The sequence below is a fragment of the Paenibacillus sp. FSL P4-0081 genome, from assembly GCF_000758565.1.
Lineage (GTDB): Bacteria > Bacillota > Bacilli > Paenibacillales > Paenibacillaceae > Paenibacillus_AQ > Paenibacillus_AQ phytohabitans.
In genome coordinates this window covers 7,560,797-7,576,563 of sequence record NZ_CP009280.1, presented here as the reverse complement: position 1 = coordinate 7,576,563, position 15,767 = coordinate 7,560,797, and the positions used below count along the sequence as shown (strand labels likewise).

General features: G+C 52.0%; 12 protein-coding genes. 6 read left to right on the top strand and 6 right to left on the bottom strand.

Features of this window, described 5'->3' with window-relative positions; all coding sequences use genetic code 11:
- Positions 1 to 562 precede the first annotated feature (562 nt).
- The 3 genes from P40081_RS32130 to P40081_RS32120 form a co-directional block, all read right to left on the bottom strand.
- On the bottom strand, positions 563 to 1,879 hold the full coding sequence (locus P40081_RS32130; RefSeq protein ID WP_042140077.1) for an ABC transporter substrate-binding protein: 1,317 nt from the start codon (positions 1,877 to 1,879) through the stop codon (positions 563 to 565).
- Between the two features lie 114 nt (positions 1,880 to 1,993).
- Positions 1,994 to 2,830 (bottom strand): carbohydrate ABC transporter permease, encoded by an 837-nt coding sequence (locus P40081_RS32125; protein WP_039300683.1) that lies wholly within the window; start codon positions 2,828 to 2,830, stop codon positions 1,994 to 1,996.
- On the bottom strand, positions 2,830 to 3,720 hold the full coding sequence (locus P40081_RS32120; protein ID WP_039300685.1) for a carbohydrate ABC transporter permease: 891 nt from the start codon (positions 3,718 to 3,720) through the stop codon (positions 2,830 to 2,832). Before P40081_RS32120 ends, P40081_RS32125 begins: the two co-directional genes overlap by 1 nt.
- Before the next feature lie 191 nt (positions 3,721 to 3,911).
- Here P40081_RS32120 and P40081_RS32115 point away from each other — a divergent pair, with 191 nt between their 5' ends.
- The 3 genes from P40081_RS32115 to P40081_RS32105 all read left to right on the top strand — a co-directional run bounded on the left by P40081_RS32115 (position 3,912) and on the right by P40081_RS32105 (position 8,531).
- Positions 3,912 to 5,735, top strand: coding sequence for a sensor histidine kinase (locus P40081_RS32115; protein ID WP_042140076.1), 1,824 nt, complete (start codon positions 3,912 to 3,914; stop codon positions 5,733 to 5,735).
- A gap of 112 nt (positions 5,736 to 5,847) precedes the next feature.
- The gene (locus P40081_RS32110; protein WP_042140075.1) at positions 5,848 to 7,428 is read left to right on the top strand and encodes a response regulator; all 1,581 of its coding nucleotides are present in this window, start codon (positions 5,848 to 5,850) and stop codon (positions 7,426 to 7,428) included.
- A gap of 101 nt (positions 7,429 to 7,529) precedes the next feature.
- Positions 7,530 to 8,531, top strand: coding sequence for an HD-GYP domain-containing protein (locus P40081_RS32105; protein WP_039300694.1), 1,002 nt, complete (start codon positions 7,530 to 7,532; stop codon positions 8,529 to 8,531).
- A gap of 17 nt (positions 8,532 to 8,548) precedes the next feature.
- Here P40081_RS32105 and P40081_RS32100 read toward each other — a convergent pair whose 3' ends face one another.
- Positions 8,549 to 9,694: an N-acetylmuramoyl-L-alanine amidase family protein gene (locus P40081_RS32100; protein WP_042140074.1), complete on the bottom strand. Its 1,146-nt coding sequence runs from the start codon at positions 9,692 to 9,694 to the stop codon at positions 8,549 to 8,551.
- Positions 9,695 to 9,918: 224 nt separating this feature from the next.
- Between P40081_RS32100 and P40081_RS32095 the strand changes: the two genes are divergently transcribed.
- Entirely contained in the window at positions 9,919 to 10,920 is a 1,002-nt protein-coding gene (locus P40081_RS32095; RefSeq protein WP_042140073.1) for a TIR domain-containing protein, read from the top strand.
- A 4-nt stretch (positions 10,921 to 10,924) separates the two neighbouring features.
- Positions 10,925 to 11,152, top strand: a complete 228-nt coding sequence (locus tag P40081_RS32090; protein WP_052422117.1) for a hypothetical protein — start codon at positions 10,925 to 10,927, stop codon at positions 11,150 to 11,152.
- 888 nt (positions 11,153 to 12,040) lie between these two features.
- On the opposite strand, the gene P40081_RS32080 is transcribed toward P40081_RS32090, so the two are convergent.
- Positions 12,041 to 13,294 (bottom strand): MFS transporter, encoded by a 1,254-nt coding sequence (locus P40081_RS32080; RefSeq protein ID WP_042140071.1) that lies wholly within the window; start codon positions 13,292 to 13,294, stop codon positions 12,041 to 12,043.
- 114 nt (positions 13,295 to 13,408) lie between these two features.
- Between P40081_RS32080 and P40081_RS32075 the strand changes: the two genes are divergently transcribed.
- Positions 13,409 to 14,275 (top strand): helix-turn-helix domain-containing protein, encoded by an 867-nt coding sequence (locus P40081_RS32075; RefSeq protein WP_042140070.1) that lies wholly within the window; start codon positions 13,409 to 13,411, stop codon positions 14,273 to 14,275.
- 75 nt (positions 14,276 to 14,350) lie between these two features.
- Here P40081_RS32075 and P40081_RS32070 read toward each other — a convergent pair whose 3' ends face one another.
- Positions 14,351 to 15,463: an LLM class flavin-dependent oxidoreductase gene (locus tag P40081_RS32070; protein WP_042140069.1), complete on the bottom strand. Its 1,113-nt coding sequence runs from the start codon at positions 15,461 to 15,463 to the stop codon at positions 14,351 to 14,353.
- Positions 15,464 to 15,767 lie beyond the last annotated feature (304 nt).

The window sequence follows — 15,767 nt, the reverse complement described above, 5'->3', positions numbered from 1 at the left end:
ATGAACAGAGCAGCGATTCTCCTTGACTGGAGGGTTGCTGCTTTGTTTTATGACTTGAGCGCTTGGATGGACGCTGTGTTAACGGTGAGCATCTTAATGCCTATTATGTTGTACGTATTACAACTTTGGCCCAGCAATATCAGGGTATTCGCAAGGATTGTTGTACGATATACAGCAATTTTCCCGGAAAATCGCTTGTAGCAGGAGAAATGCTGCTTTTTATACAACATTTTTGGATTTTGTCCGAGTTAGGGAGGGGAATGTTGTAATATATGCAGGATTATTGGGTTAGGTCTTTAAGATTGCAGAAGCTCCCCTCTTAAACAGCGGAGCGGACGGAATGACCCGCGGAAAAGCGGAGCGGTCGCCTTTGTGTCCGGATTTTCACCGCTAAGGGGAATAATTAAAATCTGGATACAAGAGCGATTGGAACAACGTTCCGTTTGCGGAGCGTGCTCACCGAGCGTCGACGTAATTTATACTGATAAGCAAAACAGGGGGGTCTCAACAGCCAATCATGGCCGCTGAAGACACCCCCTATTTATGCACTAATTCAATAAAATTATTGCTTCACAATATCCTGCACAGCCTTATCCAGCTTATCCAGCAGCTTATCACGGTCAAGCTGTCCGCCTAGATATTCCTGCATCGCAGCGCCGAAGCCCTGGGTTACGCCGTCAGGGAACATATCCCAGTTCCAGCCGAGGGCGGTAGCGGATTTCTCCTGCACGGCAACGGCAACCTGGCCGATGTCTGCCGCGTCAGCGGTGACGTTAGTTTCAGCCGGAATGAACTTGAATTCCTTGGTCAGATACTTCTGGCCGGTCTCCGAGCTTACGAGCCAGTTCAGGAAGGCTTTGGCTTCTTCCGGATGCTCGGATTTGCTGTTCACCACATAGTTGTTAGGTACGCCTACAAGGATAGTGCCTTCTTCGTCGCTGATCGGAAGCGGGAGGAGGCCCAGATTCAGGGCAGGATCGATTTTGTCGATATCGCCTTGCGTCCAGTTACCCTGCAGCATCATCGCGGCTTTGCCGGATGCGAATTCCGCAACCTGGGTAGCATAGTCGGTAGTCATCTTGTTATCCTGGGCATTGTCGAAGATCACATCCACCAGATCCAGCCACTGCTCGAATACAGCGTTGCCTTTGATCGTCTGCGTACCGGCTTTGACATCATCAATGAACTGCTTCGGATCAGGCTGATGGGCCAGACCTACGTTCACAAGGTGAATTCCCATCGACCACCACTCATTCGTGGCTTCAAACGGTGTGATGCCGGCGGCTTTCAGCTTGGCGGCCGTATCTTTCAGCTGCGAGAGGGTCTTAGGCTCTTCCGTAATGCCGGCTTTGGCGAACAGATCCTTGTTGTAGATCAGTCCATAGCCTTCTACGTTCATTGGCATACCATAGAGCTTGCCGTCCACGGTTGCCGGAGTTTTGGAGGTTGGGATCAGACTCTCCGCCCAAGGCTCATTGCTCAAATCAGTGGCGCGGTCCATATAAGGTACGAGGGCAGTATAACCGCCGTTATTGAAAATTTCAGGTTCAGAGCCGGAAGCAATCTCCGCTTTGAGCAGCGCGCCGTAATCTTCACCGCCGCCATGTGTTTCCACCTCGACCTTCACACCGGTTTCTTTCTCATATTCTTCGGCGAGTGCATTCAGCTGCTCGGCAATTTCAACCTTGAACTGGAACATTTTGATCGTAACATCCTTGGCAGGTGCCTTGGTTGCTTCCGGTGCTGTGGTTTCGGTTGACGTGTTAGGAGCATTGGTTGCGTTTCCATTGCCTGCGGAATTCGTATTGCCGCTATTCCCGCAACCTGCGATAATAAGTGTGCAAACGGTTGCGATAACGAACGCGAACTTTCTTTTCATAGAATAACCTCCCTGGTCTGTGGTTCCTGCAACTAGATCGTAATGCAAATGAGAGTGGACTTACACTTAATATTTTGCCGGGAAAAGTGGATATTGTTGCAAGGGATCTCGCGATCATCCCTTAATGGAGCCTGTGGTTACACCTTCGACAATATAACGCTGCAGGGACAGGAAGAATATGAGGATAGGCGTAATCGCCATCACGAGACCCGCAAGGGCCAGATCCCACTTCTTGGTGTACTGCCCGAAGAACTTGGTCACGGCGACCGGCAGGGTCGTCAGATCCTTATTTCCCCCGATGACGAGCACCGGCAGCAGATAGTCATTCCAGATCCACAGTGTGTTAAGGATAATGACCGTTACAATAATCGGCATGAGCAGCGGGAACACAATTTTGAAGAATACGCCATACGGATTGGAGCCATCCACCCGCGCCGCTTCCTCCAGCTCAAAAGGCACTGTCTTAATGAACCCGTGGAACAGAAATACGGACAGCGGCATTCCGAAGCCGAGATAGCAGGCCACGATTCCGTATAATTCCCCGCGAAGCTCCAGAATACTGGTCACACGGACTAATTGCAACATCAGCGACTGGAACGGAATGATCATCGCCGAGACCAGCAGCAGGAAGACGAAGGAATTGAAGCGCGTCGGCTTCCGTACAATCTGATAAGCGGCCATCGAGCTGAACAGGACGATGAAGATTACGCTTAAGACAGTGATTTGCAGGGAACTGAAGAAGGCTTGCGGGAAGTCAATGGCATCCCAGACCTTGGAGTAATTATCCCAGTGGAACACCTGCGGCCAGGAAGCGGCGTCGATCAGGATGTCCTTCAGCCCCTTAACCGAATTGCTCAGTACCAGGTAGAAGGGGGATAGGAAAATAATGGCCAGAAGTATGGCGGCGATCTCCAGAATGAAGTTTCTGGGCCGGTATCTGCTGCTGTTCATTAGGCCGACACCTCTTTTCTTTTGGTAAGCCAGACCTGAGTGACCGTGATCAGTGAAACGGCGGCGAAGAAGAGCAGCGCTTTGGCCGTACCGAGGCCGTACCGGTTGTTGATCAGTGCTTCCGCATAAATGTTATAGGCCAGCGACTGGGTCGAGGTGCCCGGTCCGCCTTTGGTCAGCGACAGGTTGAGGTCGAACATTTTGAATGCGTTAGAGGTTGTCAGGAACAGGCAGATGGTGATCGCCGGCATAATCAGAGGTACATAGACACTCTTGAACAGCTGCGGGGCACGGGCGCCGTCAATTTTGGCCGCTTCGACCAGATCCTTAGGGATACCAGCCAGCGCCGCAATATAAATGACCATCATATACCCGGCAGTCTGCCAGACGAACACAATGACCAGACCCCAGAATCCTGTGCTGGGCGTACCCAGCCAAGGCAGCTGGAAGAAGGAAATCCCGGTAAGCTCGCCGATCGTGGCGAAGCCTTTGGTGAAGATGAACTGCCAGATGTAGCCGAGCAGAATGCCGCCGATTACATTGGGCATGAAAAAGATGGTGCGGAGCAGCTTCTTCGTCTTCAGCGTCGTCATCAGAATGAAGGCAAGCAGCAGCGCCAGTACGTTGGCGGCCACTACGGAAATTACGGTGAAGCGGAGCGTAAAGAGCAGAGACTCCCAGAACTTATCGTCGTTCGTAAAAATCCGTCTCCAGTTGGCCGCGCCGGTCCAGACAGCTTTGTCCAGATCGAGCCCGTTCCAGTCGGTGGAAGAGTAGTAGAAGCCGAGGAAGAATGGGGTGACCACAATGGTCAGGAAAAAGAGCAGACAGGGGCCGAGAAATACGATTTGCTGTCCCCAGCCTCGTTGCAAGCGCAGAGCTTTTCTCATATGGAATCTCCTTTGTATAATATTTCTACGTGTTCACAGCTTCATTATAGAAAGCCCGGGCCATCGCCAACACTCAATTTGATGATGAGAAAAGTGGATTATATTGCAGCCGGGTTGCTTCCGGAGCGAGTTCTGCTGCAAGGTTATATCAGAGAAGCGGTTCTTCCGCAAAACGTTCAGGAGGTTCGCCCATGTTCAGAAACAGTATCCGGACGCGGCTGATGGCCCTAGTGCTGCTGGCGTCAGTGATTCCGTCAGGCATATCCGTTACCTTCTCCTATCTCTATACCAAACAGTCGGTTACGGAGCAGTCCGTGAAGCAGAATACGAAGCTGCTGACGCTGGGGGAAGCGAATCTCAGCAGTTATTTCAGCGGCATGAATCAGCAGGCCATGTCGCTGTACAGCGGAATTAATGTTCCGAGCTCCTTCTACACCACGCTGCTTACCGCCAAAAGCAATGAGCAGGCGCCAGAAGGTACGGTTCTGCCGGATACCCGTGCGGTGATCTCCACCCAGCTATACAATTTGTTCCTCTCGGACCGCAATACCTTCCAGATCCATCTCTACGTCAGAGCGGCCCGGCAGTCCAATCTGCTGCTGGGCGGATTGTTCCGCCGGGAAGAGAATGCGGATTACGCGGAGGCAGAGCATCCTGAAGGGACATACCGGCCGTATATTGAGGTGACACATATGGATCATCAATACGGCGTAAAGTCCGGCTTCCCCAATCTGAAGCCGGGGAGCGTTCCGGTCTTCACTGCACATTTCCCCCTCTACCGTACGCCCAGCGACAGTGTACTGGCCGATCTGTCCATTGATTACACCCTGGAGGAGCTGGAGGGAATCGTCAAATCGATGTACAACTCGGACACGGAGCGTCTGTATGTGCTGAATGAGCAGGGGCAGGCCTTGTTCGCTTCCGATCCGGACTGGGTCGGCAAACAGGTGGAGACCGGATGGAGCCGTCTTCCCGAAGATAGTGACAGCGGGCATTTCACCTGGAAAAAGGACGGCTTCCAGGGCATTGTCATGTACAAGCATATCAAGGACCCGCTCTTCAGCGGCAGCATCATCAAGCTGGTGCCTTATGAGGATCTGTATGGTGATGCGAGGGTTATCACCCGGTTCAATATGGGGATCGGGCTGCTGTTTCTCCTGATCGGGGGAATCAGCGCGGTGCTCATCTCCATCGGCTTTACCCGGCCGATCAAGAAGCTGATCAACTTCACCCAGAAGGTGCAGATCGGCCAGCTGGATGCGCATATGGACGCCGAACGCGAGGATGAATTCGGCCTGCTGACCCGCAAAATCACCGGCATGACCCGGACCATCAATGACCTGATCGTCAAGGAATACCGCCTGGAGCTGGCGAACAAGACGAATCAGCTGAAGGCGCTGCAGGCCCAGGTCAATCCGCATTTTCTTTACAATGCCCTGCAGTCCATCGCCAGCTTATCCTTGCGCTATAATGCGCCGAAGGTGTATGATCTCATCTATTCCCTGGGCAGTATGATGCGCTACTCCATGAACACGGAACGGACGCAGGTGCCGCTGCGCGATGAAATGGAGCATGTGCAGAATTATGTGATTCTGCAGACCGAGCGGTTCGGCGAAGAGAATCTGCGCCTGGAGATTCATGCGGCGGAAGCAGCGCTGGAGACGGTCCTGCCCAAGATGATTCTCCAGCCGATCGTGGAGAATATCTTCAAGCACGGCTTCGCGGACGGAATCCGCGAAGCCGTCATCCGGATAGACTGCACGCTGGAGGGGCAGTCGCGGCTGGTTCTTGCCGTCAAGGATAACGGCAAGGGCATTAGCCCGGAACGGCTGGAGGAGATTACAGCCGGACTTAGAAGCAGCGGCCGGCCTGAGAACGAAGAAATCGGCCTGTATAATGTGCTGGCCCGCCTGCGGCTGCAGTTCGGCAGCGGGGCGGAGATGCAGCTGCATAATGAAGAGGGCCAAGGGGTTACGGTTACCCTGATTATTCCGCTGGAGGGGCCAGACGGATAATGCCACCCTCCCGGAGAGACAGTTACAGTATGAATGTTTAACGCAATGAATTATGGATGATAGAGTGATGAATGAAGAAGGGTGCAGACATAACCTAAAGGAGCGGCTATACATGAAGGTGCTGATTGTAGATGATGAGAAGCATGTACGGGAGGCGATCCGTTATTTTGTTCCGTGGGACAAATATAATATCTCCGATATATATGAGGCTACCAACGGTCAGGAAGCGACCCTGATTATGCAGGAGCATCAGCCGGCGATCGTGTTCACGGATATGCGGATGCCGCTGATGGACGGAGCGGAGCTGCTGGAATGGCTGCATAAGCATTATCCGAATACGAAGACCATTGTCATCAGCGGGTATCAGGATTTCAATTACGTGAAGCCGGCGATTGTCTACGGCGGGACCGATTATCTGCTGAAGCCGTTGAACAGCAAGCAGCTGATTGCCTCGGCGGAGCATGCCTTTAAGCTGTGGATGGAGGAGGAGGCGGTGCGGAAGCAGTCGCAGCGCCAGAACATGCAGCTGAACGTACTGCGTCCGCTCTACTGGGACAAGGTGCTGTCCGATCTGGTCTACGGGCATGCCTCCTTTCAGGAGCTGAAGCTGGCGCTCTGCGAAGAGCTGGGGATGCCGATTGGAGCAGCCTCCTGCAGAGTGGCTGTCATCTCGATGCAAGGTGCAGACTGCCGTCTGCTGCAGAGATTTCATGGCGATGTGGCGCTGACGGCTTTTGTGCTGGCCAACGTCTGCAATGAAGTTATGGCACCGGACTACAGCGGTTATGCCTTCCGCAGCTGGCAGAGCGGTGGAGAGCTTGTGATTCTGCTGTGGAATGCTGTTCAACAGGCGGAGACGGTACTGAACGGAGTGAATGAATCGATCCGCCAGGCGTATGGCGTTCAGGTGGATATCGGGCTCAGCCTGCTGAACCCGTTGCCGGAGGGGCTGCAGCCTGCTTTTGCCCAGGCACGCCAAGGGCTGGAGGAACGGAATCTCCTTCAGCGTGACGGACGGATACACCTCTGCAGAGCGGCTGGGGATGAGAGTAGGCCTAAAGAAGACTACGCTCCGGATATGCAGCTGGACAAGCTTAGAATCGCGGTATTGTCGGGCGATCTGGAAAGGATGCAGCGGGTTGTGGAGGAGTGGGCGCGGGAGCTTACCGGGTTGCCGCTGCTTACGGAGAGCAGCTTTCTCCACCAGCAGGAGGAGATCCGTGCGGTTCTGACACGCTGGCGGCCGGAGGAGGAGATCAGCCTGGAGCTTTGTTATGACTCACAGGGGCTGTTCTCGGTGGAGAACTGGGAGAGTCAGCTTAAATCTCTGCTGCAGCACCTCTCCAAAGGTATCGCTCAGGCTCCGGATAGCAGACTCGTGCTGGAAATCAGGGAATACCTGAACCAGAACTATGCACAGGAGATGACGCTGCAGCATATTGCGGAACGCTTTTTCATCAGCAGGGAGAATGTCTCCCGCAAATTCAAGCAGATCACCGGGGAGAATCTGTCGGATTATTTAACGAGTCTCAGAGTGGATAAGGCGAAGACTCTGCTGCAGAATACGAATTTGCGGCTGTCGCAGATCGCGGAGCTGGTAGGGTATGAAGACGAGAAATATTTCAGCCGTGTCTTCAAGAAATCCACTGGAGTAACCCCGCGGGAGTACCGTAAGCAGGAAGAGGAAGATTAAGAACGGCCTAACTTCCCTTTCAACATTTTCCAGCGATAAACCGATAATAGCTATATGGTCAATTTATATAATGTTTCGGTTATCTGGGAGGGCTGGAAGGTATGGACAACTATCTGGGAAGAACGATTAAGAATGATCTGATCAATGCATACGGAGTTACAGTTATTCCTGCCAAGAGCAAATTGAATGCAGAACATCTCGAACTCATCCGCAAACAAAGAATTGATGTGCTTGATATCATTTTTGTGGATGAACAGCAGGCTCCCTCTTATCGTCAAATGGCAAATAGTGTAGTAGATAGCTCCAAGGAAATGTTTGAATCTTACAGAATATCGCGGAAAATTCCCCTGGCGGATATCAGGAAGGATGTCGTTCCGGTAATACAGGAGATCTCGCGCAATCCGGATATTTTTGCTTTGTTCAGTTCGGTCCAGGGCAGAGATGATTATACATACCAGCACAATGTTGGAGTCGGTGTACTGTCCACCCTAATCGGCAGATGGTTACATATGAGTGAAGCCGAGCTGTCCGTGCTGTCCCTGGCGGCAACCCTGCATGATATCGGCAAGCTGAAGATTCCCAATGAGATTCTGAACAAGCCCGGCAAGCTGACGGACGAAGAGTTCAACCTGGTGAAGAAACACACAATATACGGCTATGAGATGCTGAAGGAAACCACCGGGGCCAATTCGCGCATTACACTGGCGGCACTGCAGCATCATGAGAGGAACGACGGCAAGGGATATCCGCTGGGACTTAAGGATGAACAGATTGATTCCTATAGCAAAATTATAGCGGTTGCCGATATTTTTCATGCCATGTCCAGCAAACGCCCCTACCATGAGGCTATGCCTTTCCATGTGATTGTCGATCAGATGAGAAGAGGCAGCTTTGGCGCGCTGGACCCGCATATTGTTTCGGTTTTTCTGGAGAACATTGTGAAGCGGACTGTTGGCCGTGAGGTAGTATTAACCGATGGCCGGGTCGGCGAGATCGTCTATTTGAATCCGCATGATATCGAAACACCGCTTATCCGCATTAACGATGAATATATTGACCTCAGCAAAATAAAAGAACTCAATATCCGGGAAATCACCATATAATTTCAGATGACTTCCTTTCAGTTTTTATAATAATCAGCCAGCCCCTCGGCGATAGCCTGTGCAGCCTTCCGCTGATAAGCGGCCTTGCGGACAATCGACTCGTCGTAAGGATTGCTGAGGAACCCAAGCTCTATAAGGGCTGCGGGAAGCGGATTTTCCCTTAGAATATGATAATTGCCGAAGGAGAGGCCGTTGCTACGGAGGCCGATTCCTGCGCCAAGCCGGGTTTCAATCGCCCGGGCCAGCCGGAGATCATTCTGCTCCGAATAGAAGAAGGTAAGCGTGCCGGAGACATTCTTCGGAGAGGAATTATAATGGATGCTGACAAAAGCGTCCGCCCCGAGCTGCGTCCCGATCTGCACCCGCCGCGAGAGCGCCGGCTTCTGGTCTCCACGGGTACGGGTCAGCTCTACCCGGGCCCCCTTGGCGGTCAGGTAATCCCGGAGATATAGAGAGGTCTGCAGGGTAAGATCCTTCTCCATCGTGTCATAGGTTGTGCCGAGCATACCCGGGTCACTGCCCCCATGACCGGGATCGACTATAATCAGCTTTCCGCGGATGCTGCCGGATTTCCTTATTACACTGGTGTTCTGGGCGTTTGAACTGGCAGTGCTTAAGTTCGGGACGCTTCCCCCGGCAAGGTACTGGGTGGATACCCAGCCGGTAGTTCCTCCGGCTGTACGGATTCTTGACCATCCGTCCTGGCGGAGCAGAATCGTAACAGCATTCCCGGACTGCAAAGAACCCACTACCTCATAACTGGTTCCCGGTCCTCCCCGGATACGCAGGGAAGAGGCGGTGACAACAGCTGTTCCGCTGGAGGCAGAGGAGGTCTTAACGGATGTGCTGGCGGATGAGGCGGATGAGGTTCCCGCGGAGGCAGCTCCGCTGGTCCGCTTCAGATAATACCCGGCGACCCATCCGGATACAGATCCGGCCCGTACTTTGAGCCAGCCATGCTGCTCCTCTGTGACAGTGACTACGGCTCCACCCGCCAGAGAGCCGGTGATGGCTGCGCTTGCAGCAGGCTCACTGCGCACATTCAGGGAGTTCGCGTATACTTTGGCTGTATAGGTATCTGCAGCATGGGCAGCAGAAGACGGCAGCGCATATGAAGTCAACAGACAGGCTGCCAGTACGGCGGTATGTAATATTCTTTTCATATAAAGCCTCTTTTCCCGGATAGATAAATTTCTATTACCCGTTTCATCGGCCGGAGAACAACGATTTATTAAAATTAAGGATAATTGTGATTCGATTCTACATATAACAACGACAATTCACACTAAGATGTCTTGCTGTTTAATATACCTGGCGGCCCTATTCCTTAGGGGGAAATGTCTGTATAATTATTACATATTGGGGAAACAGATAAAGGAGTGCCGCCGTGATCAGACCTAGATTATTCATTGGATCCTCCAGAGAATCCATCCGCTACGCCAGGGCCATCCACGAGCAGCTGAAGCGGACTGCAGAAGTTCATCCTTGGTATGCAGCTGCTTTCCGGCCGAATGAATATACGATGGAGGCACTGGAGCGGAATCTGGATATCAGTGACTTTGCCGTATTCGTGTTCTCGCCTGATGATGTAGCCCGGATCAGGGGTAAATATTATTATGTAACCCGGGATAATACCCAGTTTGAAATGGGTTTGTTCTGGTCCAGATTACGGCGCGGCCGGGTCTTCTGCCTGCTGCCGGATCAGGTACCCTCCCGCAGCGATCTGATTCCGGGGGAGAATGTGGAAGAGTACCACCTGCTGTCTGATCTGTCAGGGCTGACGCCGCTGGAATACGAGTGGCAGCATGAGAATGCTACAGCTGCGGTGGATGTCAGCTGCGGCAAAATCATCGACAGCATTCAGGGACAGGGCATGTACCATGATCCGGCTGTTGAGCTGCAGCAGCTTAGAGCAGAGCTTAGGCGAAAAGAAAGTATCCTTCACTTCTTTTGGCAATATAATAATAATGTGACGCCTCCCCAGCCGGGTGAGAACTATCAGGCGCTCAGCGAAGCCGTCCGTAATTCATTCATACCTCCGGAGGATTGCCGGGTGATCGGAGCCGCCATGTGGCGGGCCGAAGAGGGGGAAGGCCTGAAACAGGTGGGCGGCAATGTAGGCCGCGGGCATGTCTATCCGTTCTCGACCTCTGAAGACGGAGGCGGAAAACCGGGTGTGCTGGATGCTTTTTTGGCTAAGGAATGGACTTTCTTACAGCGTACGGAAGTTGCGGAGGTATATATCCTATGCTATCCTTTAGGGGAGAACCACGTGATTTCTGTACATTTCTCCGGAAGCGGGGGATTATCGGCAGAGGATCTTACAGCAGTGGTTGCCTATAACCGTGATTTGTTCCGTACCGTCAATCATCTAGTGGAAGGGGACTGACAGGATGAAGAATATGAAGAATGCAGTTAGTGTTTCTAGTAGCGTCCGCCGGTCTGAAGGCGGTAACGGTAACAGTGCGGGAGGCAAAGGCCGTTCCAGACGCAAGTCCGGCACCAAGCTCTCTCCATCCGCGCTTAATGTATATTTAGCGCCTTCTCTGGAGGGCGGAGACGACGAGTACAAGAAGCTGGTCAGCGGTAAAGTGGATAATAACAAGCCATCATTCGCATAACGCATACTGGATACAGTATAACGAATATTGAATACTGAATACTGAATACTGAATACTGAATACTGAATACTGAATACTGAATACTGAATACTGAATACTGCTTACATCGAGCATTGAGCAGGTCTCCGGCATGGCCGGGGGCCTTTTTTGTTCTTTAATTGTTCTTTAAGGGATTATGAGATTCGTCTATGTAGATAAGGAGCGTAATGTATGGATAAGTTTCCTTGGAGTTCGGGGCAGAAACGTCTGCCGGACGCAATAGTTCTTATAGCAGGAATCCCTCTGCCGGCCGGACGCGGGTGGTGTGGGGGAATCAAGGGATAAATCCCACTAATCCGGCCGAAAGTGGGCGGTATGAGAAAATTAAAGGCATAAATCCCACTAATCCGGCCGAAAGTGGACGGTATGAGAAAATTAAAGGGATAAATCCCACTAATCCGGCTGAAAGTGGACGGTATGAGAAAATTAAAGGGATAAATCCCACTAAATCCGCCGAAAGTGGACGGTATGAGAAAATTAAAGGGATAAATCCCACTAATTCGGCTGAAAGTGGACGGTATGAGGAAATTAAAGGGATAAATCCCACTAAATCGGCTGAAAGTGGGCGGTACGAGGAAATGAAAGGGATAAATCCCACTAATTCACCGGGTACGGGCCAAACGAGGAAATGAGGGGCATTAGTGCTCCTGAATTCACCGGGTACGGGCCAAACGAGGAAATGAGGGGCATTAGTGCCCCTGAATTCACCGGGTACGGGCCAAATGAGGAAATAAGTGCCCTTGATCCCGCCGACTACGGGCAAACGAGGAAATTAGGAGCACAAGCGCCCTTAATTCCGCTGGATGTGGGGCAATTTTACCGATGCTATTCCAGAAGTAGTTTGTTCTTTTACCCACCCTCCTGATGCACTCCTGTATATTTAGCATCCACTGGCTGCCGGGTCTTCCGCAGATGCTGGAACCATGCGCCTCCGATCAGAGCAGCCCCGGCAGCAGTAATCCCGCCAATCAGTCCGAACACCGGGACAGGAGATTCTACCCCGTACAGCCCCAGCAGACCCGCCCCAAGCATAGGGCCGAAAGTGGTTCCGATCTTAACAAACTCCGAGCAGCCGAAATAGAGCCCCTTATTACTCTCCGGGGACAGCTCATCCACCAAGGCATCGAACCGAGCACCAATCAGCAGCTCCCCCAGACTGAACACTGTAATGAACAGCAGCGGCATCGACGGGGAGACGGGCAGCACAAAGAACAGAAAGCTTGCGGCAATCAGCAGATTGCTGGTGAGTACCACATGGAAAGGATTCCACTTCGAGATCCAGCGCAGTACGGCAAATTGCGCAGCCAGAATTACAACCGCATTGAGCGACAGGATCACCGAATACATCCGGGCACCGTCGGCCAAGGCAGAAGTGGAGTTTAAATATTGGGATACGGTTCCGTTCAGCTGGGAATACCCGAAGAAGGAGAAGCTCATTCCGGCCAGCAGGAGGAGGAATACATAGTCCTTGCGGATTGCACCAAGATTCTTGAGGCTGCCGATACTCCGGGCTGCAACAGAAGCGTGGATGCGGCCCCCGTGCCGGAAGAAGAATTGCGTGGAGACGCCATACAGAATATAAAGCACGCCCAGAATAACATAAGGAAAGAGCGTCAGCTTCATATTGAACATCAGGCTTAACAGCGGGCCGAGAAAACAGCCCAGATTAATCGCCGTATACCGCAGATTGAAGACGAGCAGCCGGTTCTCCGGGAGCGTTTCGGTGGACAGCACTTTTTTGCTGGCAGGCTCGAAGATGGAGTAGCATAATCCGTTAAGGCCGTTAAGCAGCAGGAAGGCCGGGAAGCTGTCCGCATAATAGAACAGAATGAATAGGCTTCCCCAGACTACGGGGACAACGGCGATGATTTTGTGCAGAGGCAGCCGGTCCGCAAGCGCCCCTCCGAAGCCGCTGAAGAGTACATTCACCAGCGGATTGATACTGAGAACACAGCCGGCCAGGAAGATGGAGAGATGTTTTTGACTCGTCAGAAAGATAGCCAGATAAGGGACGCTCATAAATAGTGCAGTTCTCGTGAAAAAAGTTCCGGCCAGAATGTTCCATACTCTACTGTTTAGTTTCCGTGACAAATGAAAGCCCATGATAATCCTTCCCCTGCTTTTTATATTTTGATTTGTGCCGAGTGTAGCATACAATGAAAATCAGACCGGGAAATTGTGCTGTATACTCACACGGCAGAGCGGAGGAGTGAAATCATGTTTCTGGGCTCTACAATTAGGCAAATCCGTTCCTCCAAAGGAATAAGCCAGTCGATTCTGGCGGATGGGATTATGAGCCGATCCAACTTGTCACGCTTCGAGGGCGGTAAATATTATCCCGGGTATGACAAGCTGATCCTCTTGCTGGACAAGCTGGAAATGTCCCTTGAGGAGCTGCTGTTCCTGCAGAATGGCTATGCACAGCCGGAGAAACGTACGCTTCACCTAAGTCTGGTGGAGGCGGCGAACCGTTATGAATTCGACAAAGTAAGAACGATCAGCTATGAATGCCGTTTCTTGTACGGGGCGACGCGCACGGAGGTTTATTATCATTTGTATCTGCTGGGCCAGGGTTTTCTGATTCAGTATCAGCGGGAGGATGAGATCAGGCAGTTAAGCGAATTAGCCGGGGAGATCAAGCCTTATCTGATGGGTGCGGACATATGGTATCTGTATGAGTTCAAGCTGCTGAATAATTTCCTGTTTACGCTAAGCAGCGGCGACGCGATCTTTTTTGGACTAAGGGCTGTGGATGAATTTGATAAATACCATGACTTTGCCGAGAGCCGGACCATCCAGCAGCATCTGATGCAGAACATCGCGAAAATTTGCCTGAAAGAGCATAATTACAAGCAAAGCCTGTTCTTTCTTAAAAAAGCGCTGCCCTTAGCGGATAAGACGAATCTGCTGTACGATAAAATTGTCACATTGGTGTACTATGAGATCACGCTGCTCTGTCTGAAGCATAAAGACGATACGTTGCAGTTATTGAGTTACCTGGATCTTCTCCGGCAGCTAGAGTTCAATGACAGTTATGACGCGCTGCAGCAGGTGTGCCGGATACATCTGCCGGATATATTCTGATACATATACTATTGATTTTCCGCAAAAAAAGGTTGTCGCCCTATTACCGGACGGCAACCTTTTTGGTTCTGCTTATTATTGGGGGGAAGAGATGCCGCTGCGCTTCTTGGCGAGCTCGCGCCGCACAACCGGAGCTACTTCTGTTGCCAGCAGCTCAATGGCTTCTGCCACCTTGGCATAGGGGAGGCCGCCGATATCCAGCTGGGTCATGAAGCGGTGATGGCCGAACAGCTCATGCTGATAGAGGATCTTCTCAATAATCTGCTGCGGGCTGCCCACGGCCAAAGTATTGTCAGGAGAGGTGAACCGGCCGAATTCATTGCGCGAGACGCGGTATTGCTGGCCGGGCTTCGGGCTGATCGCATTGCGGTAGCTGTAGTAATAAGGATAATACTCATCCAGCGCCTGCTGGGAGGTTCTGGCGATATAGCCGTGACTTGTGATGGCGATCTTCAAGTCTTCCGGCCTGTGCCCTGCTGCGGCGCCGGAACGGCGGTAGGTGTCGGCCAGATTCTGGAAAGGCTCCGGACTGCCGCTTAGAATGGCGATAGCCATACCTACACCCAGCGCCCCGGCCTTCTGGGCACTTTCGGCCGAACCGCCGATGCCGACCCAGAGCGGAAGCTTCTGCTGCAGCGGACGCGGGGCAATCTCGGCGTTATGCAGCGGGGAGCGGAACTTGCCTTCCCAGTTCATGACCTCATGCTGGTTCAGCGTGAGCAGCAGGTCGAGATTCTCGCTGAACAGCTGTTTGTAATCCTCCAGCTCATAGCCGAACAGCGGGAAGGATTCCAGGAAAGCGCCGCGTCCGGCGATAATCTCTGCCCGGCCGTCCGACAGCAGATCCAGTGTAGCGAAATCCTCGAAGACACGAACCGGATCAACCGTGCTCAGTACGGTGGTTGCGCTGGTAAGCTTAATCCGCTCTGTAACCTGGGCAATAGCTGCCAGCACAACCGGCACTGAGGAGATGACGAAATCCAGCCGGTGATGTTCACCCACGCCGAATACATCCAGCCCCGCTTCATCGGCAAGCTTCGCGGCGGCAATCACTTCATGGAGCCGCTGGCGGGGGCTAATCCGCTGCCCCGTTTCACAATCGGTTACGATATCCCCGAGTGTATAAATACCGAACTCGAACTCCGGTTCAGCCGCTTGCTTCGCTTGATCATTCCCTAGATTGTTCATTGGTACAGACCCCTTATTATCCAGAATATTTATTAGGTTTAAAGCTTAAGCTTGTCCGTTACAGCAAGGATATACTCTACTATACCATAACGACTTACAAAATGTAAGTATATGAGTGTAAGTTTGTGATGTGAGGAGATGGAGATGAGCAGATGAACAAATGAGCAGATGAGCAGCAGCAGGCATTACCAAAAGCGTAATACTGTTTTTTGCGTATACACTTGATGGGATACAGAGTGCTTTCAGAAAGTCTATATCGAAAATAATTAATCCGGGCGGAATTTGTGTATTTTCATTGACAGAT